Genomic DNA, 20,357 nt, shown 5'->3' with positions numbered 1-20,357 from the left:
CGATTCCAACCCGTCCGCGGTTCCAATCGATGGATAAAATCTACGTGGTTGCGGCCCCATAACCAAGCAACGCCAGGCGAGGCTCGCCGTACCCGGCCCGCGTCATTCCGGACCTTCGGCCAAAATCCTTTCCCGGCCGGTATAGACGTTCAGGCTTGCTCCCCGACTGAATCCGGCCACGGTGATTCCGGACTCTTCGGCAAGCTCCACGGCAAGGCTCGACGGCGCGCTAACGGCGGCCAGTACTGGGACACCGGCCATGGCCGCCTTTTGCACGAGTTCGAATGAGGCCCGGCCGGATACCTGGAGTACCATCCCCCGCAACGGCAACAGGCCCGCACGGAGCGCCCAGCCTACAACCTTGTCCACCGCGTTATGCCGCCCCACATCCTCGCGCAGGCAGAGCAGTTCCGCCCCGCCGTCGTCGTGGATCTTGAAAAGGCCGGCGGCATGGACCCCGCCGGTCTTCGCGAAGACAGCCTGAGCCTCCCGAAGCCTGTCCGGGAGCGAGGCGAGCGTACGCACCGGAACCACCAGATCGTCGTCGGCAGGGCTGTGATGCGAGGACTTCCGGACCGCCTCGATGGAATCCGTGCCGCAAATTCCGCACGAACTGGAGGTGTATACATTCCGTCCGGTGGCCGGCAGTGCCACGTCAGGCCTCAGTTGCGCGTCCACCACGTTGAACGTCTGCACCCCGTTCTCGTCTTCTCCTGCGCAGAAACGCTCCGAGATCAACTGCGAGGGTTCCCAGATGATGCCTTCGGAAACCAGGAATCCGGCCACGAGGTCGAAATCGTCCCCCGGCGTCCGCATGGTCACGGAGAAGGACATGTCCCCAAGGCGGATCTCTAGGGGTTCTTCCACCGCAAGGACGTCCTCCTTGTAACGGACGGGGTGTTCCAGGGCTTGGGGGGAGCCGTCCAGGACAAATTTGTGCACCTTGCGGCGCTGGGTCACGCGTCCCATGTCACGCTCCGTTCTTCCCTGTTCATGAGTCCATCATGGCAAGCCGCACCACCGCTGGCCACCTCAGTCCAACAAACGCCTCAAGCGTCCAAAGCGCTCCAGTCCACAGGCCCTGCCGGCGCCTTACCCCTTGCCCGCACAGGCGGCTTGCGGGGTTTGTCCTCGGCAGGCTTGGGCGAAGGAAGTGGTTTGCCCCAGGGCAATGCAAAAGCCGGGACCATATCTCCCAGCTGCACGCCGTGCGGCGGGACCACCATGACGCCGTCGGCGGCCGCCAGACCGCGCATCATTCCGGCGGCTGAATGACCCGCAGGAGATGCCAAGCCGTACAGCAGCTTGAACGGCATGAGGCGGGTCCGTCCCGGATCGGGGTCGATCATCGTGCCGCAGGGAACGTCTTGCGCGGTGTCCATGCGACCATGGCCCAGGGCTGCCAGCAGCGGACCACCGATGGTAAGAAGTGCCATCATGGCAGCCAGCGGGTTGCCCGGCAGGCCGAGTATGAACCGTCCGTCCGGGAGCTCTGCAAGCACCGCGGGATGGCCTGGCCGCATTGCGATCCCGTCGATCAGCAACCGGCCGCCCAGCTCGGACACGGCTCGCCGGAGATGGTCCGTCGCCGAGCCCCCCGTCCCGCCCGTGGTGATGACGACGTCGGCAGGAACTTCCGTTTCAACGGCTGGTTCTGGGCGGATGAGCTCCGCTCCAGCCACGTGTGGTTCGGGCTCCTGAAGCGCAGCGAGCCACTGGCCGTAGTCGTCTCCCACCCTTGTTTGTTCGCCCGCGATACCGCCCAACATTTCGACGACGGCTCCCAGTTGCGGCCCGAAGGTGTCCCGGACCTGCCCCGGCAGTGGGACACCCGAGGTCACCACTTCCGATCCCGTCAGCAGGAATCTGACCAAGGGCTTGCCGAGCACGTTGAGTTCGTCCAGCCCGGCAAGGGCGGCAAACGCTATATGGGCTGGATTTAGCACAGTCCCGGCTTTGATCAGCACTTCACCTGCAGCGGCTTCCTCCCCGGCCTTCCGGATGTGCTGCCCGTTGCGGGGCTCACCCGGTTTTGCGGCCCCGCCCAAGACAAGGACAGGCAGCCCGTCATCATCGGTGGCAATGACGCCGCTTTCGCTGCGGAGAACCGCCTTGGCACCGGGCGGGATGAGTCCTCCGGTGACGATGGGGCTGGCTTGGTGCGGCGCCAGCCTGTGGTCCCGCTCGCTCAAGATCCACGGCCCGCTGCCGTTCACTGCCCAGCCATCCATGGCTGACGATGCGTAGTGGGGCATGTCCTGGACTGCCACGACGTCCTTGGCCAGGACGCGCCCGAGGGCTCGCCGGAGCGGAACCGGGCTCGGCGGAATCGGGGTGGCGACCTCAAAGGCACGCTGCCGGGCCTCAGCCCACGTATGTGCCGCGTGGTGGCCCGGGTGGGGGGCCTCGGTCATTCCGCTTCGGTCCCCGGCTCCGTGTAGTCAATGGCAGCTTTCCGGGCCACATCCAAGGCAGCAGCCATGGAGTCGGCGTCGGTTGCCTGGCCAATGCCCCGGGCCATGCCCGCTGCATAACCGGCGATGAACGTGGTCAGGGGTGCCGCAGGCCGCACCACCGAATGCGCGGCTACCCCTGCTACGGAGAGGACCCCATTGACGTCTACTTCCACACCCTCTAGCTCAAAAGCCTGCAACAGTACGCGGCACCATTCCTCGAGCGTCTCTTCCTGGCTCTTCACGTCCGCCTCCAACTCATCGTCAATGCCCAAGGTCCTCAATGCCCAAAGCCGCTGCGTCCGCCCAAGTATCTACGTCATCGGTGGATCCGGCAGGGACGGCAACAGTCAGCAGGTTCAGCCTAGCAAGCAGCCCGAAAACAGAGGAGTTGGTCAACCTACCCGAATCGCGTGCCGCTTTAACTTCCCGCTGGAGGGCGGCCGTGCTGTACATCCCGAGGAGCGGCTGCTTCCGGCCATCGGTGGCCACCGCCATGGCACCATCCACGCCCGGCTCCGATTGGAGCCCCTGCACCAAAGGGGCTACGCCACGAACAGCATGTGGCATGTCGCATGCCAGTACCAACGTCCAGGGCGCGGAACCACCGTTGGCGTCAAGACGATCCAACCCGGCCGCGATAGCGGCGGCTGGCCCGGCAAAAACGGGCTCTTCACGCGCACTGAGGATCCCCTCAGGGACCTCCAAGCTGCATGGTCCCACAACCACCACTCCACCGGCACCTTCGGCAGCGCGCAGGGCATGCGTCAGGAGGGTGTCGCCGTCGTACCGCAGTTCGTTCTTGGGCGCACCACCCAGCCGCGTGGCCTTGCCGCCAGCGAGAATTATGGCGTCGAATTCCATCCGCCCACACTACCGGTCATGGGCCGGACTCACCGTAAGCCGCGATCCCGTATGTCAGGCAGCGGATTCAGGCAACAGGAAGGGATCCCAGTCCGGGGCAGGCTTCTCAAGTTCCTTGATCTGCCACATTGCTCCTTGGGGCACGCCGGGTTTAAAACGGAGTTTCCAGCCCATTTCCGCCAACGTGTGATCGCTCTTGGCGTTATTGCACTTAAGGCACGCCGCAACCAAATTTTCCCAAGAATCCGCGCCGCCCCTGGATTTGGGGTGGACGTGGTCAATAGTGTGTGCTGTTTTGCCGCAATAGGCGCAGCGGTGTCCGTCGCGGCGAAGAACACCGCGCCGGCTCACGGCGGTGACCCGGTTGTACTTGGGTCGGATGTAGCGGTTGAGGAGGATCACGGAAGGTCTTCCGAGAATCTCTTGCGGCCCGACGACGGGATCGTCGCCTTCGGCTACCACGCTTGCTTTCCCAGTGAGCACAAGGACCAGCGCCCGGCGGAAAGTTACAACCGCCAGCGGTTCATATCCAGCATTCAGAACGAGTGTGCGCATGCACGTACCTCTTCACGGCCGCACCCGTCAGGGGCACGAGGGCCGGCTGCCCTCTGCATGTACGGGCTGTGGATCGACACCATAAGGGTAAGCACTTCTACGCCATATCAACGAATTTATCTGTCGTTTCACGTGCGATGTCGGCAAAAATTTGTGCGGTGTTCAGGATTAGGCGCCCCATGTGCGGCGTTCGAGAGCATCCTCTGCAGGTTCAAGAAGAACACACCGGTTTAAAGCAGAACACCCCGCCGGCATGGAGCCAGCAGGGTGTTCCGAAGCGGTGAACTTAGCCGTTGACGCGGATGAACACCGGGCCGGAGCCTACGTTTACGCTGAACAGCTTGGTGGTGTAGCCGTCCCAGCCACCGTGGACTGCCATGCCGTTGCCTACGTACACGGCGATGTGGGCCTCGCCGGCCAAACCGCCGTTGGCGTAGTAGGCGAGGTCACCGGGCTGTGCTTCTGCTGCACTAACCGTGCGGCCGAGGGAAAGGTAACCAGCAGGCCAGTCGTGGAAGTGGATGCCCACGGCGGCCAGGGAGTTGGTGACCAGCATGGTGCAGTCCTGGTTCACGCCCAGCTGCGCGTAGGCGGCTGCAGCAATTGCAGCACCGAGGCCGCTGGAGGCAACCGGAGCCTTGGTTGCGCTGGAGGTGGAGTTCACAGCCAGGGTTGCGTTACCGCCGGTGGTGGCGGTGGTCGCGGGGGCAGTGGTCTGCGCAGCAGCCGTCGGCGCAGCTTCCGCCTTGGCAGGAGCCTGCTCAACCACGGGGGCCGGAGCTTCGACCGTGGTGATCACGGGGCTCTCGTAAGAGATGGCAACAGTGGAATCAGCTGCGATCGTTGCCTGCGCTACCGACTGGACGTCGAGCGTGGACGTGGAGGTCGACTCACGCTGAACGTTCGTATCAGCCGCGTTGGCAGCTACACCGCTGGTCAGGACAAGGCCTGAAGCGGCGGCAATTACTGCGGCCTGGCGGCCGACGCCACCTGCGTTCTCACTGACTGCTTTTGCGATGACGGCAAGCGAGCTCGTCTTGGGAGCTTCCGCGCGGTGCCGTGCAACCTTGTTTGCACTGATCATGATGTTTTTTCTCTTTCGTATCCGCGCTATGGGGTTACGCGCGGGTAGTGACCGACCAGCACTTGGGGGAATGCTGCTCAGTCGTGAACTGGGTATTTTTCTAGCGGAGAGTGAAGAAGGAGGATGTACCCGTGGCAGCTGCTGCATGCAGCAACGTGCCCTGGCTCGGGTTCAAGGCGCTGATCATCATGCCGTTGCCAACGTAGATGCCAACGTGGGCGCCGCCATTCTGCATGACGAGATCGCCAGGAGCAGGAGTGTTGGTGGGCTTCATGACGGTCCAAGCGTTCGTGCGAGGAATGCTGATGCCTGCCTGGGCGTAGACCCACTGGGCGAAGCCGGAGCAGTCCCAACCGTTGGGCGTGGTGCCGCCCCAAACGTAGGGGTGGCCGATGCCGGTGTAGGCGATTGCTGCCAGGCCCGAAGCGGCGGCGCTGGAAACGCCATCCTTGGCTACGGCCGACTGTGCGGTAACAGTTTCCGAAGTGCCTGCGTTGTTTGTGGCGCCTGCAGTGGTCTGGGTTGTGGCATCGGGAGTCCCGGCGACCGCCTGGACAACCTTCGGAGCCTCCTGAGTGGCCACAACGGGGCTCTCGAAGGCAACGTTAGCGGTGGGCTCCGCGGTTACCACTGCCGTGGCTACCATCTGCTGGGTACCGGAAGCTTCCGAAGCGGAAACGCCGGTGTCGGCAGCCTGTGCGGGCAGACCAACGCTGAGAATAAGACCGGAGGCTGCTGCCAACACGACGGCCTGGCGGCCTACTGTACCTGCGTTGGAAGAAACAGCCGTGGAAAGAGTGTTCAAGGGGTTCTTTCGAACCGCTTGGGCGCGGTGGCGCGCAGGGGTAGTGCGTGATGACACGTAGGTAGCCTCTCCCAATGCCTGCGAGGTGAGCTGTCGGATTCGGATGGGAGTCATCCGGCCGCGCTGCTTCAGAGAAGCTTTGCGACTTAACCCCAAGGTCTTCTTGCGAAGACCAGAAGTGGTTCCCCCGCCCCTGCCAGACGATTTTGCGAACGGAACTCGAGCGGTGGCAGAGCTAGGCAATCCACTCAAGTGCACCGGCCCCCTAAAAAGCCGATGCGTTATGTACGGTACAACAGTTGAACGCGAATGTCACATTCAGGTCACGAGCGGCCTCACGGAATCGAGAGATGGCCATCACGTTGGTCAGAGCCAGCCCATGGGGTCAACGACTTCGCCATTGACCTGGACTTCAAAGTGGAGGTGGCAGCCCGTGGAGGCTCCCGTGGTGCCGCTGAGGGCCACAACGTCGCCGCGGCTGACCGTCTGGCCCACCTTGACGTTGAAGGACGACAGGTGGTTGTAGGTAGTTTCCAAGCCGTTTCCGTGATCTATAACCACACGGTTGCCGCCACCGTACTCGTGCCATCCTGCGAAAGTTACTTTGCCGGCCGCGGCAGCATGGACCGCGGTGCCGCACTGCGCCACGAAGTCCTGGCCGCGGTGGAAGTCACCGGTGCCGCCCGTCAGCGGACTGACGCGGTAACCGAACGGCGATGCCGTGACGAGCGTGTCCAAGGGGGCACCCAAAGTGCCTTGGGACGATGAACGCTGGATGCTGGCCACAGACTGGGCGCTCAGCAGCTGCTTCAGCTTGCCATCGGGATCCGCTGCCGTGGAAACGGCAGCACGGCTGAAGTCGATTTTGGCCGATGCCGCCGCGGATACCTCCGGCTGGGTACCGGCTACAGACAGCGCAGACTCGGTTTGGCCAGAGTCCGAGGTAGCCATCATCGGGCTGGTGCCTGGCAGGCCGACTGTCAGTGCCAAGCCGGTAGCAGCAAGTGCGATGCCGGCTTTCTGACCCACTCCGCTGGCTGCGGCGAAGTCGGCCACTTGACGCAGCGGACCTTTCCGACGGCGCTGGCGGCTGGCTTCGCGGGGCCGGATTTCCGTAGCAACGCGGGCAGGCCCCACCTCAGCAGCAGGGCCGGATGCGCGACGGCGGCCCCTGACGTTCTGCGATGTCAAACTCTATTCCTCTCTGAAAAGCCTGCGAAGTTAGCTGTCGGATTCGAGTCAGAGAGTTCAAAGACCCGGCCCGCGCTCAGCGCTCACGGCACACAGGTATCCCCAGGAGGACCTGTATCAGTGGGCACTTCTGCTGCGGACTTCACCCCAAGGCTGCTTCTTTAGACAGCCGCTAGTGGTTCCCCCGCCTCTGCCAGTAAGGGGTGGAACACCTGATCCGCTGGCAGAGTTTGGCTCCGGATCAGGTAACGCTTTGGTATCGGCGCCAATAATCAACTATAGGGGATTAAGTCCCCCAGTAATAAATTCGTTATCAACAGGAAAGGGTGATGCTAAGCCGTGCCGCAGCGGGAGAATTGCAGCCGCGCTAGATGTCGCCCGGCGTATTAGCCGAGGGAAACAAAGACGTGGCCGGCGACCTCAGGAGGGAGTTCCAAGGCGCCTTCAATGCCGGGGACCCGAACGGAGATGTACTCGCCCACTCGCTCCAGTGACACTAATGCTCCTGGCCGGATTCCGCCTTCATCCAACTGGGTCAACAGCTCCGGCTCCACTTGGATAGGTTCGGCGAGGCGGCTGATGAGCACCCGCGAATCGGAGCCGTAACCGTCCATGGCCTGCAAAAGGTTGACATCCGGCCGGCCCGCAGGGACGGCGGCCAAACCACCGATTGCTTCAAGCCCTGGAATCGGATTGCCGTAGGGAGATTCGGTGGGGTGCTCAAGAAGCTCGTAAAGCCTGCGTTCGACGCGTTCGCTCATAACGTGTTCCCAACGGCAGGCTTCGTCATGGACGTAGGCCCAATCCAATCCGATCACATCTGCCAAGAGCCGCTCGGCCAGCCGATGCTTACGCATTACTTCGGTGGCCCGCTTCCGGCCCGCTTGGGTCAGTTCCAGGTGGCGGTCATTGGAAACTATGACCAGGCCGTCCCTTTCCATTCGTCCGATGGTCTGTGACACGGTGGGGCCGGAGTGTCGGAGACGCTCGGCAATTCGTGCGCGAAGGGCAACAATGTTCTCTTCTTCAAGCTCCAAAATGGTCCGAAGATACATCTCAGTGGTATCGATCAGATCCGTCATCCCGCTCAGCTCTCCTCGAACGCAGTCTCTTGCGTAGCTCCACCGTACCGCGCCCAACTCGGTGGGCGGGGCTTGATTCGCCCGCCCTTAACGCAAGACCAGCCTAGCTTATTAGGAATTACTCTTGATAATTCCGTCAACGGGACCGGTTGCATATGGTCTGGGTGCGTTCCACGTGGCGGACTATGACAACTCCAGGTTCCTGCCAAGGAGGGTGTTCGGGCAGAATTGGGGAGTCGAAGGGGCAGTAGATGCCACCTGCCACGACCCCCCTCTAACCGATACCCCATGGAGCCAACGTGAGCGACAACAGCATCACCATTCCCGCCAACCTGCTGCCCAAGGACGGACGGTTCGGCGCAGGACCCTCCAAGGTCCGTCCGGAACAGGTCGAGGCATTGTCTGCCGCAGCCACCACCATTCTGGGCACCTCGCACCGCCAAGCCCCTGTCAAGAACCTGGTGGGCTCGGTCCGTGAAGGCCTCAGCGAGTTCTTCCGTGCCCCGGAGGGCTACGAGGTCGTCTTGGGAGTAGGCGGTTCGACGGCGTTCTGGGACATCGCAGCCTTCGGCTTGGTGGAGAGGAAAGCCCAGCACCTTTCCTTCGGCGAGTTCGGATCCAAGTTCGCCGCGGCCACTGACAAGGCGCCTTTCCTGGACGCGTCATCCATTATCAAATCGGAGCCTGGCACCCGTCCCGTCGCCACAGCCGAGGCAGGCGTGGATGTTTACGCATGGCCGCAGAATGAGACGTCCACCGGCGTCGCCGCTCCCGTCAAGCGCGTTGAAGGTACCGACGACGGGGCGCTGGTTTTGGTCGATGCAACGTCAGCGGCCGGCGGCTTGGACGTTGACGTTGCCGAGTCGGATGTCTACTACTTCGCGCCCCAGAAGAACTTCGCGTCCGACGGCGGCCTGTGGCTGGGACTGTTCTCCCCCGCCGCTTTGGAACGCGCGGCCCGCGTCAAGGCGAGCGGCCGCTGGATTCCGGACTTCCTGGATCTGCAGACCGCCATCGACAACTCCAAGCTGAACCAGACATACAACACCCCGTCCCTGTCCACCTTGGTAACGCTGGATGCACAGGTGCAGTGGTTGAACAGCAACGGCGGCCTGGACTTCGCCAGCAAACGCACGGCTGATTCAGCCGGCCGCATCTACTCGTGGGCAGAGGCGTCCGAATATGCCACGCCGTTTGTGGCCAACGCCGAGGACCGCTCCAACGTGATCGCCACCATCGACTTTGACGATTCCATTGACGCTGCCGCCATTGCCAAGGTGTTGCGCGCCAACGGAGTGGTAGACACCGAACCGTACCGCAAGCTTGGCCGGAACCAGCTCCGGATCGCCACCTTCGTGGCCATCGAGCCGGATGATGTCACCGCGCTCCTGGCCAGCATCGACTACGTGGTGGGCGAGCTGAAGAAGTAGCCTCAGGCGCGCCTGCCGCGCATGCATGGGTCGGCGTCGTTCGGTTGGGTCCGGACGGCGCCGATTGCCTTTAACGCCCGGGCGAGGTCCGCCGTCGTCGTGAAGACCTAGCCAGCTCCGTTGTTGTCGGAGGTGCCGGACTCGTCCATGGCAGCACCGGACTCTTCGAGAGTGTCGGAGGCCTCGTCGTCGTCCGACGCGTCGTCATCGGACGCCGAAGCGTCGTCCTCGTCCGCTTGGACGGACTCCTCGGAGACCTCTTCAACGCTTTCTTCCACCAAGGGCCTCTCATCTTCCGGCCGAACACGCTTGGCCCACGGAACCCATTCGGGTGCCAGGATGGAGTCCTCAGACGGAAGAAGTCCGAGTTCGTTGACGGTCACCACCTTGGATCGCGAATTGCGGGTGACCACGGCGTACCATTGCCAGCCGCCGTAACCGGCAAGTTTGGACTCGAACAAGTGGGTCACCACGCGGTCACCTTCTGACTTGGCGCCGATGTGCGCGCCAATTTCACCCGGCTTGGCTATGGTTTCCACTGCTTGGCGGGCGGTATCCACGGCCGCTGCGAGGAATGCGTCCGGCTTTCCCGTGCGCCATGAGGGCAAGCCCGTGCGCCTTCCGGCCTTCGCATCCTGTGCGGATTCGGGTGTCATGCGGGGTCCTAGGCTTCCAGCTCGTCGGCGACCTTGCGGAGCGCCATACCGATGGCCTTGGCTTTATTGCCCTCCGGGTACTTCCCTGCAGAAAGCGTGCCGGACAAGTTATCAAGCACCGTCACCAGATCCTGCACCAGGGGCGCGAGGTCCTTGGCTCCCATCCGCTTGGCCTTGGCAACGGACGGCGTCTTTTCAAGTACGCGCAGTCCCAATGCTTGGGCACCCCGACGGCCATCTGCGACGCCGAATTCGACCCGCGTTCCAGCCTTCAGTTCGGTGACGCCGGCAGGCAGCGACGTTTTGGGCAGGAATACTTCCTGCCCGTCTTCGGCCGCGAGGAACCCGAAGCCCTTTTCTTTGTCATACCATTTGACCTTGCCGGTAGGCACGTAATCAACCTTCTTCGTTCTTGCTCTGGGAGACACGCCGGGCCTACACCGCATCCGCAGGATTCTGCGGGATCGAGGGTGGCAGCCCGGTCCGTGTTGGTCTGTTCCTCCAAGGTTATCCTGCCGGACACGCTATTCCCGCTTTGCACGCCCGCGGCGGCAGTGGAGGGGTGCCTCCTCGTGCTAAACCCTCCTGCGAATGCTGCTGCTAGCGTTGGGATATGACTTCTCCGGGCCCTCGCCGCCCCCTCTTGGTTTTGGCCGCGCTGGTAGCAGCGGTGTCCCTCGCCGCCGTCGGGGTTGTCATGGCTGTGGCGTTCGACGGCGGTGTGGCACCGGTGTGGGTCACGTCAACGGCGCTGTACGGATTGCCGCTGGCGTTCGTACTCGCTGCCCTGGTGATGCTGGGTGCCATCCGGGAGCGCCGCCGCCAGTAGCGCGGCATGAGCCTGCAATACCGGCGATAACAACCCCCAAGAAAGTCCGCGAACAACCAGCGGCGCTCCACTGGCGGTAACGTTGGATTGATGTCCCTTATTCGCGCGCTCAGCAAGGAACTGGAAGCGCGCAGCGATAACTCGCTGCGGGCGTTGTTTGCTGCGCGACCGGACTTGATCTCCCCCATGGCACCGGATTTCGCCGCCCTGGCAGCGCGGGCCAGCGCACGTGTCAGTGTGCAACGGGCCTTGGAACGGCTGAATAAACCGGAAATGCAGGTCCTGGAAACACTGCACCTTTGCACCAATACCGATACCGGCCACAGCGTTTCAGCTGCCGGGCTGAAGAAAGTCATCGCCGGGTCCACGTTAACGGCCCTGGACCGCCTCCTCGCCAAACTGCAGGAGCTGGCCTTGGTCCACCGTGCGGATCCGCCCGCGGGGTCGCCGGCCGCGACAGCGCGGCAGCGCTTCTACCTTCCCGTTGGAAGCCTTAAGGACGTGATCGGCATCTACCCCGCGGGGTTGGGTCGTAGCTATACGGAACTGGTCCGGCTCCAGCCTGCTTACGCCCAGCGCGTGGTCCAACTCGTGGCCGAACTCCACCACAGCGGCGAAGACATACAAGCGGCAAGCACCCCCATGGACGCGGCGCTCGCCCTGCAACGCTGGACGGCAACGCCGGAGAAAGTGCACGCCATTCTGGCCACAGCCCCCGAACGTACCCTGGCGTTATTGGAAAAGTTCGGCGACTGGGCCATGGGCGCTGTGCCCCAAGCGCAACGCCGGGCTTCCGTAACCCACGAGAATTCCGACGTCGGACCTATCGATTGGTTACTGGCGCGCAGTCTCTTAGTCCCCCTGGACGCTGGCCACGTGGAGTTGCCCCACAGCGTGGGGCTGGCTCTTCGTGGCGGCTACATCGTGGAGGACTTCACGCTCTCACCGCCAGCGCCGGAGCTCGGCAGCACCAGTGCCTCCCTTCGCCGCAACGCGGCCATGGGCGCCATCGCCGAGACGCTGCGCTTGGCCGGGGAGTTGCTCTTCGCGGTCCGTGAGCAACCCTTGGCTACGCTTCGCAGCGGTGGGGTGGGCGTCCGCGAGCTACGCCGTTTGGCTGAATCGATCCGTTGCGGCGAGCACCAGACTGCGGTGCTGCTTGAGCTGTGCGCTTTGGCGGGACTTGTTCGCCTGGATGTGGACAGCTCGTCGTGGGTACAGCCACCGTCCCTGGAGTGGCTCGGCTTGCCCCGGCAGGAGCAGTGGCTATGGCTTGTCAACGCGTGGTTGGCCAGTGAGCGCGCACCCTCATTGGTGGGTCAACGGCTCGCGGGTCCCACGTCTGCAGCCCACCCGGGAGGGGCTTCGGCCACCATTAACGTGCTGTCCGCAGAGGCCCAGCGTCCCGACGCCCCGGTGGTCCGGCGGAGGATCTTGGAAATCCTCAACGAACTCACGGCCGAAGCAGCCGCGCCGGACGGCAAGGCGCCTGTCCTGGATGCCCAGGCCGTGCTGCAGCGTGCCGAGTGGGCCCAGCCCCGGATGGCCCGCCGGTTCAGCTCGCTGGTCCGCGGGATCCTGGAAGAGGCGGAAATCCTGGGGCTGATGGGCTCCGGTGCGTTCACGCAGTTGGGCTCAGCGATCGCGGCCGGCCAACCTGAGCGCGCACTCGATATCCTCGGCGAACACCTGCCTGCTGCCGTCAACCACATCCTCTTGCAGGCGGACCTCACGGCCGTGGCACCCGGGTATTTGGCCCCCGAACTCAGCGAGACACTCCTGTTAATGGCCGACGCCGAAGGCCAGGGCCCGGCGTCGATCTACCGGTTCTCCCCCACCACCATCCGCAGGGCGCTCGACGCCGGACAGGATGCGGACTCGCTGTTGGCGTTCCTCCGCGAACACTCCGCAACCCCGGTGCCGCAACCGCTGGCGTACCTCGTGCAGGACACAGCGTCCAGGCACGGCCGCTTGCGGATCGGCACGAGTGCCAGCTTCATTCAAAGCGATGACGAGACAGCCATTATGGACCTGCTGCGCGAAGCCCGCACGTCCGCCCTGAGCCTGGTGCGTATCGCGCCCACTGTCTTGACCTCTTCGGCCAGCCCGCGCGAAACGGCGCGCGTGCTGCGTGAGCTGGGACTCTCCCCTGCCTTGCAAGAGGCCGAACCCGCCGTCGTACGTTTCAAGCGGACGGCGCCGGGTCCCGGCAGTGTCCGCCCCGTCTATACGGCTCCGCGCACAGCTCCCCCTGACGACGACGTCGAGGCGCAGTTGTCGGTTCTGCGGCGCCAACAGCCGGCTCCGGCTGATTCCACCGGTGAAACTGCCACGCAACTGGGGCTGGAAACACTCCAAAAGGCCATCCGGCTTAAGCAGGCTGTGACCATGAATGTGGTGGACAGCTTGGGGAATGCAAACACTGAAACCGTTGTTCCAGTGTCCGTGTCCGGTGGACGTGTGCGCGTATTCGATCCCGCCAAAGAAACAGAGCGTGTGCTGTCAATTCATCGGATTATCGATGTGGAACCCGCAGGAGAAGTGCATTCATGACGGCTGCCTTCGCCCAAGCCGTGCTAGTGAGGAATCAACCGTGACCGACGGTCCCCTGATCGTTCAAAGTGACAAGACCATCCTGCTCGAGGTGGATCATGAGCTGGCCACGGAGGCCCGGCATGCCATCGCCGCTTTCGCCGAACTTGAGCGTGCCCCTGAACATATGCACAGCTACCGTTTGACTCCTCTGGGTCTCTGGAACGCGAGGGCTGCCGGATTGGACGCCGAGCAGGTGCTGGACACGCTGCTGAAGTATTCGCGGTTTCCCGTGCCGCACTCGCTGTTGATCGATGTCGAAGAAACCATGTCCCGCTATGGGCGGCTTCGCCTCGAGAAAGACCCCCAGCACGGCTTGGTGATGCGCACCGACGATTACCCAGTCTTGGAGGAGGTCATCCGGGCCAAGAAGATCGCCCCGCTGCTCGGGCCCAGAATCGATGGCGAAACCGTGGTGGTCCATTCCTCCCAGCGTGGTCAGCTGAAGCAACTGCTGCTCAAGCTCGGCTGGCCGGCGGAAGACCTGGCCGGGTACGTCGATGGGCAGCCGCACCTAATCAGGCTTGATGAAAGCAACTGGCAGCTACGCCCCTACCAGAAGGTGGCCACCGAGAATTTCTGGGCCGGCGGAAGCGGCGTCGTGGTACTTCCTTGCGGTGCCGGAAAGACGCTCGTGGGCGCCGCAGCGATGGCAACATCCTCCACCACCACGCTCATTCTCGTGACCAACACGGTCTCGGCCCGGCAGTGGAGGGATGAGCTGCTCAAGCGGACCTCACTCACGGAGGATGAGATTGGCGAGTACTCCGGTGCCGTCAAAGAAGTACGGCCTGTCACCATTGCCACGTACCAGGTGCTTACCACCAAGCGCGGAGGCCTCTATCCGCATTTGGAACTCGTGGACGGCCACGACTGGGGGCTCATCATCTATGACGAGGTCCATCTGCTGCCCGCCCCGATCTTCCGCATGACAGCAGACCTCCAGGCCCGCCGTCGGCTGGGACTAACTGCAACCCTGGTGCGGGAGGATGGCCGTGAAGGCGAGGTTTTCAGCCTGATTGGCCCCAAGAGGTATGACGCCCCGTGGAAGGACATCGAGGCCCAAGGTTATATCGCGCCCGCGGACTGCGTGGAGGTACGGGTAGACCTCCCCAGGGACGAACGGGTGGCCTACGCCATGGCCGACGACGCGGACAAATACCGGCTCTGTGCTACCTCGGAAACCAAGACTGCCCTGGTGGAGGAACTCGTTGACGTGCACAAAGGCGAACAGCTCTTGGTGATCGGGCAGTACATTGACCAACTGGACGAGATCGCCGAGCGTTTGGGTGCCCCGCTTATCAAAGGCGAAACCACGGTCAAAGCACGCCAGAGCCTCTTTGACGCCTTCAGAAAGGGCGAAATCACCACGCTGGTGGTGTCCAAAGTGGCCAACTTTTCGATCGATCTGCCAGAAGCTTCGGTAGCCATCCAGGTCTCCGGTTCCTTCGGCTCTCGCCAGGAAGAAGCGCAGCGGCTGGGTCGGCTGCTGCGTCCCAAAAAAGACGGCCGTGCCGCGCGTTTCTACTCGCTGGTGGCCCGGGACACCTTGGACCAGGACTTCGCGGCCAAACGCCAACGCTTCTTGGCTGAGCAAGGCTACGCGTACCGGATCATGGACGCCAAAGACGTTGGGAAGGGCATCGAGCAAGGCCAGTAGCCACTGTTATCCCAGCCGGGGGTCTTGCGGTTAGCCTCCAGCGACTTTACGATTCGAAGTGAAGCTTTCCGCCCTGAAGCGTTGCCCCTGGTCCAGGCAACTTGGCGGCCAGTCGTCGGCGGTGGGGGTAGCCCGTAGCCAGGGAGCCGACGGTTTACGGGCCTGAAATCCTGCGATATTCCCACGAGCACGCCACCTGCGTAATGCCCGGTGGTCCACGCTTGGATCAGTGATGTACGCGGGAACTATCCGTTGCTTGCTGTTGTCAGTGTCTCCTTCCTGCTTTGGTGGCGGGCAGTTGTGGTCTGGCCCATCGATCGGGCGACCAGCAACTTGCCTCGGACCGCCATCCGCGCGGCTTGGGCCGCGAGAGCCGGTGTTCCGTCATTGCTGAGGAACCCGGAACACCGGCTCCAAACTTGATGCGTGCGCAGTTGCCAGGCAACCATGGGCGACCGCTGCGCAACCATGGCAGCCGCTATGCAACCATCCTGCTGGTGGCCGCGACCTTGACGTGGTCCACGACAGCCCAGCAGTCGGCGTCGCGAAGTTGGGCGCTGGCAAAGCGTTCCGCCGCGGCGAGGTCCTGGAAGTCTTCGCGGCGGACCCGGCCGGTATCGGTGTCCAGGTAAGTCACGTGGAACTCGACACCCTCGAGGTCTTGGAGCTGGTGGATGCTTACTGGAGCTGCTGAGTTTGCCATGTCTCAAGTGTGGAACCGGGCACTGACATTTTTAGCAGCATCCGTGGGCGTGTTCTGAATTTCAACGGACCCTGTTCAGGGCATCTGCAGCAGGTACTGTCCGGAGACCGCCCGCACGGTTTCGCTGAGCGCATCCAGGACCGGGGATGCCGTCTTCCACCGTTGCCAATACAACGGCACATCAAAGGGGCGGTCCGGAAAGAGTTCCGTCAGCCGGCCCCTGGCGATATCCGGTGCGCATTGGGCCTCGGGGATCAAGCCCCAGCCAAGCCCCAGACGGATGGCGTCCGCAAAGTCCTGGGTTGCCGGTACATAGTGTCGCGGTCCCTTGCCCTCAGGAACCACAGCCCCTTTCGCTCTGCCGAGTGCCTGCACATACGCCCACTGGTATGTGTCTTTCCGATCGAAATCGACCGCAGGTGCTGCGTTGAGGACGTTGGCGTCCATCCCCTGCGGAAACTCGGAGAACCACCGCTCTACAAAGGAGGGTCGCGCGACAGCTCGGTACCTCATGACCCCGAGGCTCTCCACGCGGCACCCCTGAACGGCCTCAGGTGTTGACGTAACCGCTGCCATGACCGTCCCGGAGCGTAGCAGCGAGGTGGAATACTGTTCGTCGTCGCGATGGAGATCAAAGGTGAGGTTGAGTTCGTCGGAGACCTGGGCCAGGGCCTTCAAAAACCAGACCGCCAAAGAGTCAGCGTTCACCACGATGGGGACAGCCACCTGCGCCCCGTCCAGGCTGAGCCCCAATTCCCGCCCGGCGTCCGCCTCGAGTTGGGCCACCTGCCTCGCTAAACGCAACACCACCTCGCCGGCTTCAGTGGCGTGGGCGGGGTTGCTTCTCTGCAGCAAAACCCTGCCGGCCGACTGCTCCAAGGCCTTAAGGCGCTGCGAAACGGCCGACGGCGTGATGTGCAGTACCCGCGCGGCAGCATCCAATGTGCCCTCCGAGAGGACCGTGGCAAACGTGAGCAACTGCTCGGACGAGAAACTGGACATAAGCAGATCTTATGCGAACGAAGTTTCTTTAGCTGGTCTAATGCACCCGTCTATCAGTAGCTTGAACGAGTGACCTACCAAGACTTTCTCCACGCCGCCGGCCTCGGCCTCGCCACGGGACTGGCCCTCATCGTTGCCATAGGCGCTCAGAACGCCTTCGTTCTACGGCAGGGAATCCGCGGGGAGCACATAATTCCGATTGTTGCGGTCTGCGCCCTGTCCGACGCCGTCCTTATCGCTGCAGGAGTATTGGGCGTCGGCGCCCTCGTGACGGCGGCGCCTACCGCCGTCGTCGTGCTTCGCTTTGTTGGCGCGGCCTTCCTGGTGACCTATGGCGTCATGGCGGCCAAGCGTGCGCTGACTCCGCAATCGCTCAGCGCGGACGCGGCTCCAGCGCCGGGGGAACCTAAGCGGGGCGCGATTGCCCTCGTGACTACGATGCTGGCACTGACGTGGCTTAATCCACACGTGTACTTGGACATCGCCCTCATTGGTTCGCTGGCCAGCGCACAGGGGGCTGCCCTGCAGTGGTGGTTCGGCGCCGGCGCCATGGCTGCAAGTCTCCTCTGGTTCTGCTCCCTGGGATTCGGAGCGCGCTTCCTGCGCGGCTTCTTCGCCCGCCCCCTGTCCTGGCGAATCCTTGACGGCACCATCGCCGTCACGATGGTGGCCTTGGGCCTCGGGCTGATACTCGGCCGGTGACGGCAGCGAATCCACATGGGCCCGCCACCAGCGGCACCAACGGCGACGCGCAGTAAGCACACATGCGGTATCCAGAAAACTCCCAGAAACTGGGAGCATCATGGATGCATGAAAAAGAACGGTCCGGAAGCAAAGCTGCTTGTCGTCGATGACGAACCCAACATTCGCGAGCTGCTGTCCACGTCGCTGCGCTTTGCAGGCTTCGAGGTCGTTGCTGCGTCGAACGGTCGCGAGGCCCTGGCTGCCGCGGAACTCCATGCTCCGGACCTCGCCGTACTGGATGTGATGTTGCCGGACATGGACGGCTTCACCGTCACCCGGCGCCTTCGCGCGGCGGGCAAGCACTTCCCGGTCCTGTTCCTCACGGCCAAGGACGACACCGAGGACAAGGTCACCGGCCTCACGGTGGGCGGCGATGACTACGTCACCAAGCCCTTCAGCCTCGACGAAGTAGTTGCACGTATCAGGGCGGTCCTCCGGCGGACGCAGCCGCTTGAAGATGACGACGCCGTGATCCGGGTTGACGATCTTGAACTGGACGACGACGCCCACGAGGTCCGCCGCGGCGGGACGGTCATCGAGCTCTCGCCGACAGAGTTCAAGCTCCTGCGCTACCTGATGCTCAACCCCAACCGCGTCCTGTCCAAAGCGCAAATCCTCGACCACGTGTGGGAGTACGACTTCAACGGTGATGCGTCGATCGTCGAGTCCTACATCTCCTACCTACGGCGCAAAGTGGACATCGATCCTGACGCTGCCGCCCTCATCCAGACCAAGCGCGGCGTCGGCTACGTGCTGCGGACGGCAGAGAAGCGCTGACCTTGCTGCAACGCTGGAAGTCGGCGTCCCTGAGGTCGCAGCTGGTCGCGATCATCATGGGACTGCTGCTGTTGGCGCTGGCGGCCACCGGCGCTGGCACCTTGACCCTCGTCAAGAGCTATCTGCAAGGCCAGGTGGACGATAAGCTCAAGGCCGCAGTAGCGCTGGCCCAGGACCAGCAATCCTTCGACAAGCTGTCTGAGCCCAACACTGCGGTGCCCACCGATTATTCGCTGACCCTTTACGTACCCAACCTTGCCCCCTACCCGTTCGGCGGAAGCCAGAACGACCGGCCGGCGATCTCCAACATCACTCCGGCCGAAGCCAAGGATCGCGGCAATGTCCCCTTCCAGGTCAGGGGCACGGCCGGTACCAACTGGCGTGTAGTTGCCGTGGGAGTGGTCGCCAACGGGCAGAGCGGCGTTGTCATCATCGGGCTCCCCCTTACCCCTGTGGACAAGGTCATGGAGCACGCCCTCCTGGTGGTGGTGGGCGTTGGTTTGCTGACGCTGGTGCTGGCATTCTTCATCGCCACCTGGACGGTCGCGCGGTCCTTCCGGCCGCTGGCACGGGTGGAGAAAACAGCTGCGGCCATTGCTGCGGGTGACCTTTCCCGCCGCGTGGAATTCGACAGCCCGCACACCGAGGTGGGCAGGCTGGGCAGGTCACTGAACACCATGCTCTCCCACATTGAGGCCTCGTTCGCTGCGCGTGCGGCGTCCGAGGGGCGCATGCGCCGCTTCGCCGCTGATGCCTCCCATGAACTCCGCACTCCTTTGGTGACCATCCGTGGTTTCTCCGAGCTGTATCGCCATGGCGCCTTGTCCACCGAGGAAGATGTTGCCATGGCCATGGGGCGCATCGAAAGCGAAGCAAAACGGATGGGCTCCATGGTGGAGGACCTGCTGCTCTTGGCCAGGTTGGATGAGCAGCGCCCCTTGCAGCTCAAACCGGTGGACCTTCAACTCCTAGCCAACGACGCCGTGGTCGATACCAAGGCTTCCTGCGGCGACCGTTCCATCACGCTGCAAGGACTTGCCGGCGCTGCACCAACCCCCGCCCCCGTACAGGGCGACGAGGCGAAGCTCCGCCAGGTCATCGGAAACCTCGTTGGCAATGCCCTGCGATACACGCCGGAGGGAAGTCCCATCGAACTTGCTGTGGGAGTTCAGCACACTCCCACCGGCGCGGAATCGGTCATAGAGATCAGGGACCACGGCCCCGGCATTCCCGAAGAAGAAACCAACAAGATCTTTGAGCGCTTCTATCGGGCGGACACGTCCCGCACCCGGGAAACCGGTGGCAGCGGACTCGGATTGGCTATCGTTGCTGCGATCGTCGGGTCACACGGCGGCTCCGTCCGGGTCAAAGAGACCGACGGCGGCGGTGCCACCATGGTGGTCAGCCTCCCCTTCCACGAAGAGCCCGCCGAGCTTTTGTCCACGTAGCTGTTCCACCGACCGTTATCCACATAGAGGTGATGGCTGGTACTGCCCAGGGTGCCGGATACCTAGGCTGATTGGTGTGGCCACGCAACCCGCCGCATCCAGCGGAACATCTTCGTCGAAAGGCATCCCCTATGAGCGTCATCTCCGTCGATACCGAACTGCTCCAGCTCAAGTCCGCCAACGTCAAGGCAACAGTGGACAGAGTCAGTACCGACGTCCAAGCCATGAGGCGGGGTTTGGAGGAACTACAGGCCACCTGGAAGGGCTCGGCCGCTACCAATTTCCAAGCACTCCTCGTGGAGTGGTCCCTGACCCAGAGCAAGGTGGAAGCGTCGCTTGCGTCCATTGACGCCGCGCTCTCCTCAGCAGCTACCAGTTACCTTGAGGTGGAACAGGGCAACACACAGCGCTTCGCTTTCTAGCCTTTTCATTGCCCGGCCATCGGCCGAGATGACTCCTGCGGGGCCCCTCTCTTCCCCCTT

21 protein-coding genes and 2 riboswitches are annotated in these 20,357 nt (G+C 63.2%); of the genes, 8 read left to right on the top strand and 13 right to left on the bottom strand.

Going from position 1 to position 20,357, the window contains the following annotated elements:
* Positions 1-102 precede the first annotated feature (102 nt).
* From fdhD to QRN04_RS00430, 9 genes are all read right to left on the bottom strand, one after another.
* Entirely contained in the window at positions 103-969 is an 867-nt protein-coding gene (fdhD, locus tag QRN04_RS00470) for a formate dehydrogenase accessory sulfurtransferase FdhD (RefSeq protein WP_284974180.1), read from the bottom strand.
* A gap of 80 nt (positions 970-1,049) precedes the next feature.
* Complete coding sequence (locus QRN04_RS00465; RefSeq protein ID WP_284974179.1) at positions 1,050-2,414, bottom strand: molybdopterin molybdotransferase MoeA; 1,365 nt, start codon at positions 2,412-2,414, stop codon at positions 1,050-1,052.
* Positions 2,411-2,728, bottom strand: coding sequence for a DUF6457 domain-containing protein (locus QRN04_RS00460; protein WP_284974178.1), 318 nt, complete (start codon positions 2,726-2,728; stop codon positions 2,411-2,413). The genes QRN04_RS00465 and QRN04_RS00460 overlap by 4 nt, the downstream gene beginning before the upstream one ends.
* Positions 2,718-3,317 (bottom strand): molybdenum cofactor guanylyltransferase, encoded by a 600-nt coding sequence (gene mobA / locus QRN04_RS00455; protein WP_284974177.1) that lies wholly within the window; start codon positions 3,315-3,317, stop codon positions 2,718-2,720. The genes QRN04_RS00460 and mobA overlap by 11 nt, the downstream gene beginning before the upstream one ends.
* A gap of 54 nt (positions 3,318-3,371) precedes the next feature.
* Positions 3,372-3,872 (bottom strand): HNH endonuclease, encoded by a 501-nt coding sequence (locus QRN04_RS00450; RefSeq protein ID WP_284974176.1) that lies wholly within the window; start codon positions 3,870-3,872, stop codon positions 3,372-3,374.
* 286 nt (positions 3,873-4,158) lie between these two features.
* A complete protein-coding gene (locus QRN04_RS00445) occupies positions 4,159-4,956 on the bottom strand; it encodes an NlpC/P60 family protein (protein WP_284974175.1) in 798 nt (265 codons plus the stop codon).
* Between the two features lie 100 nt (positions 4,957-5,056).
* Positions 5,057-5,761, bottom strand: coding sequence for a C40 family peptidase (locus tag QRN04_RS00440; protein ID WP_502868746.1), 705 nt, complete (start codon positions 5,759-5,761; stop codon positions 5,057-5,059).
* A 61-nt stretch (positions 5,762-5,822) separates the two neighbouring features.
* Positions 5,823-5,982: riboswitch (cyclic di-AMP (ydaO/yuaA leader) on the bottom strand.
* A gap of 145 nt (positions 5,983-6,127) precedes the next feature.
* A complete protein-coding gene (locus QRN04_RS00435; protein WP_284974173.1) occupies positions 6,128-6,952 on the bottom strand; it encodes a M23 family metallopeptidase in 825 nt (274 codons plus the stop codon).
* Positions 6,953-6,956: 4 nt separating this feature from the next.
* A riboswitch (cyclic di-AMP (ydaO/yuaA leader) is annotated at positions 6,957-7,168 on the bottom strand.
* Between the two features lie 170 nt (positions 7,169-7,338).
* Positions 7,339-8,034: an iron-dependent transcriptional repressor DtxR gene (locus QRN04_RS00430; RefSeq protein ID WP_284974172.1), complete on the bottom strand. Its 696-nt coding sequence runs from the start codon at positions 8,032-8,034 to the stop codon at positions 7,339-7,341.
* 299 nt (positions 8,035-8,333) lie between these two features.
* Between QRN04_RS00430 and serC the strand changes: the two genes are divergently transcribed.
* Complete coding sequence (serC, locus tag QRN04_RS00425; RefSeq protein WP_284974171.1) at positions 8,334-9,464, top strand: phosphoserine transaminase; 1,131 nt, start codon at positions 8,334-8,336, stop codon at positions 9,462-9,464.
* Between the two features lie 107 nt (positions 9,465-9,571).
* Here the strand turns inward: serC and QRN04_RS00420 are convergent, their stop codons facing one another.
* Both QRN04_RS00420 and QRN04_RS00415 read right to left on the bottom strand, forming a co-directional pair.
* On the bottom strand, positions 9,572-10,120 hold the full coding sequence (locus tag QRN04_RS00420; RefSeq protein WP_284974170.1) for a DUF3027 domain-containing protein: 549 nt from the start codon (positions 10,118-10,120) through the stop codon (positions 9,572-9,574).
* Positions 10,121-10,128: 8 nt separating this feature from the next.
* A complete protein-coding gene (locus QRN04_RS00415; protein WP_284974169.1) occupies positions 10,129-10,512 on the bottom strand; it encodes a cold-shock protein in 384 nt (127 codons plus the stop codon).
* A 221-nt stretch (positions 10,513-10,733) separates the two neighbouring features.
* Here QRN04_RS00415 and QRN04_RS00410 point away from each other — a divergent pair, with 221 nt between their 5' ends.
* The 3 genes from QRN04_RS00410 (at position 10,734) to QRN04_RS00400 (ending at position 15,201) form a co-directional block, all read left to right on the top strand.
* Positions 10,734-10,949, top strand: a complete 216-nt coding sequence (locus QRN04_RS00410; protein WP_284974168.1) for a hypothetical protein — start codon at positions 10,734-10,736, stop codon at positions 10,947-10,949.
* A gap of 90 nt (positions 10,950-11,039) precedes the next feature.
* Complete coding sequence (locus QRN04_RS00405; RefSeq protein ID WP_284974167.1) at positions 11,040-13,502, top strand: helicase-associated domain-containing protein; 2,463 nt, start codon at positions 11,040-11,042, stop codon at positions 13,500-13,502.
* Positions 13,503-13,542: 40 nt separating this feature from the next.
* Complete coding sequence (locus QRN04_RS00400) at positions 13,543-15,201, top strand: DNA repair helicase XPB (protein ID WP_284974166.1); 1,659 nt, start codon at positions 13,543-13,545, stop codon at positions 15,199-15,201.
* Positions 15,202-15,679: 478 nt separating this feature from the next.
* Here the strand turns inward: QRN04_RS00400 and QRN04_RS00395 are convergent, their stop codons facing one another.
* Together QRN04_RS00395 and QRN04_RS00390 are read right to left on the bottom strand one after the other, a co-directional pair.
* Entirely contained in the window at positions 15,680-15,904 is a 225-nt protein-coding gene (locus QRN04_RS00395; RefSeq protein ID WP_284974165.1) for a hypothetical protein, read from the bottom strand.
* A gap of 75 nt (positions 15,905-15,979) precedes the next feature.
* A complete protein-coding gene (locus QRN04_RS00390; RefSeq protein ID WP_284974164.1) occupies positions 15,980-16,906 on the bottom strand; it encodes a LysR family transcriptional regulator ArgP in 927 nt (308 codons plus the stop codon).
* Between the two features lie 69 nt (positions 16,907-16,975).
* On the opposite strand from QRN04_RS00390, the gene QRN04_RS00385 reads away from it, so the two are divergent.
* From QRN04_RS00385 to QRN04_RS00370, 4 genes are all read left to right on the top strand, one after another.
* Positions 16,976-17,608 (top strand): LysE/ArgO family amino acid transporter, encoded by a 633-nt coding sequence (locus QRN04_RS00385; protein ID WP_284974163.1) that lies wholly within the window; start codon positions 16,976-16,978, stop codon positions 17,606-17,608.
* Between the two features lie 108 nt (positions 17,609-17,716).
* A complete protein-coding gene (locus QRN04_RS00380; protein WP_284974162.1) occupies positions 17,717-18,427 on the top strand; it encodes a response regulator transcription factor in 711 nt (236 codons plus the stop codon).
* Positions 18,428-18,429: 2 nt separating this feature from the next.
* Positions 18,430-19,875 carry a sensor histidine kinase gene (locus QRN04_RS00375; protein WP_284974161.1) on the top strand — a complete coding sequence of 482 codons (1,446 nt, stop codon included), beginning with the start codon at positions 18,430-18,432 and terminating at the stop codon, positions 19,873-19,875.
* A 131-nt stretch (positions 19,876-20,006) separates the two neighbouring features.
* Positions 20,007-20,297: a WXG100 family type VII secretion target gene (locus QRN04_RS00370; protein WP_284974160.1), complete on the top strand. Its 291-nt coding sequence runs from the start codon at positions 20,007-20,009 to the stop codon at positions 20,295-20,297.
* The last annotated feature ends 60 nt before the right edge of the window (positions 20,298-20,357 follow it).

Source organism: Arthrobacter sp. efr-133-TYG-104, assembly GCF_030208915.1.
Taxonomy (GTDB): Bacteria; Actinomycetota; Actinomycetes; order Actinomycetales; family Micrococcaceae; genus Arthrobacter.
Note: the sequence above shows the minus strand (reverse complement) of the source record. Positions and strands in the feature narration are given on the sequence as shown.

Coding starts and splice junctions, on each gene's coding strand:
- QRN04_RS00395 (WP_284974165.1), bottom strand. CDS start 15,904: ATGGCAAACTCAGCAGCTCCAGTAAGCATCCACCAGCTCCAAGACCTC.
- fdhD (WP_284974180.1), bottom strand. CDS start 969: ATGGGACGCGTGACCCAGCGCCGCAAGGTGCACAAATTTGTCCTGGAC.
- QRN04_RS00445 (WP_284974175.1), bottom strand. CDS start 4,956: ATGATCAGTGCAAACAAGGTTGCACGGCACCGCGCGGAAGCTCCCAAG.
- QRN04_RS00410 (WP_284974168.1), top strand. CDS start 10,734: ATGACTTCTCCGGGCCCTCGCCGCCCCCTCTTGGTTTTGGCCGCGCTG.
- QRN04_RS00390 (WP_284974164.1), bottom strand. CDS start 16,906: ATGTCCAGTTTCTCGTCCGAGCAGTTGCTCACGTTTGCCACGGTCCTC.
- mobA (WP_284974177.1), bottom strand. CDS start 3,317: ATGGAATTCGACGCCATAATTCTCGCTGGCGGCAAGGCCACGCGGCTG.
- QRN04_RS00370 (WP_284974160.1), top strand. CDS start 20,007: ATGAGCGTCATCTCCGTCGATACCGAACTGCTCCAGCTCAAGTCCGCC.
- QRN04_RS00405 (WP_284974167.1), top strand. CDS start 11,040: ATGTCCCTTATTCGCGCGCTCAGCAAGGAACTGGAAGCGCGCAGCGAT.
- QRN04_RS00380 (WP_284974162.1), top strand. CDS start 17,717: ATGAAAAAGAACGGTCCGGAAGCAAAGCTGCTTGTCGTCGATGACGAA.
- QRN04_RS00450 (WP_284974176.1), bottom strand. CDS start 3,872: ATGCGCACACTCGTTCTGAATGCTGGATATGAACCGCTGGCGGTTGTA.
- QRN04_RS00430 (WP_284974172.1), bottom strand. CDS start 8,034: ATGACGGATCTGATCGATACCACTGAGATGTATCTTCGGACCATTTTG.
- QRN04_RS00465 (WP_284974179.1), bottom strand. CDS start 2,414: ATGACCGAGGCCCCCCACCCGGGCCACCACGCGGCACATACGTGGGCT.
- QRN04_RS00420 (WP_284974170.1), bottom strand. CDS start 10,120: ATGACACCCGAATCCGCACAGGATGCGAAGGCCGGAAGGCGCACGGGC.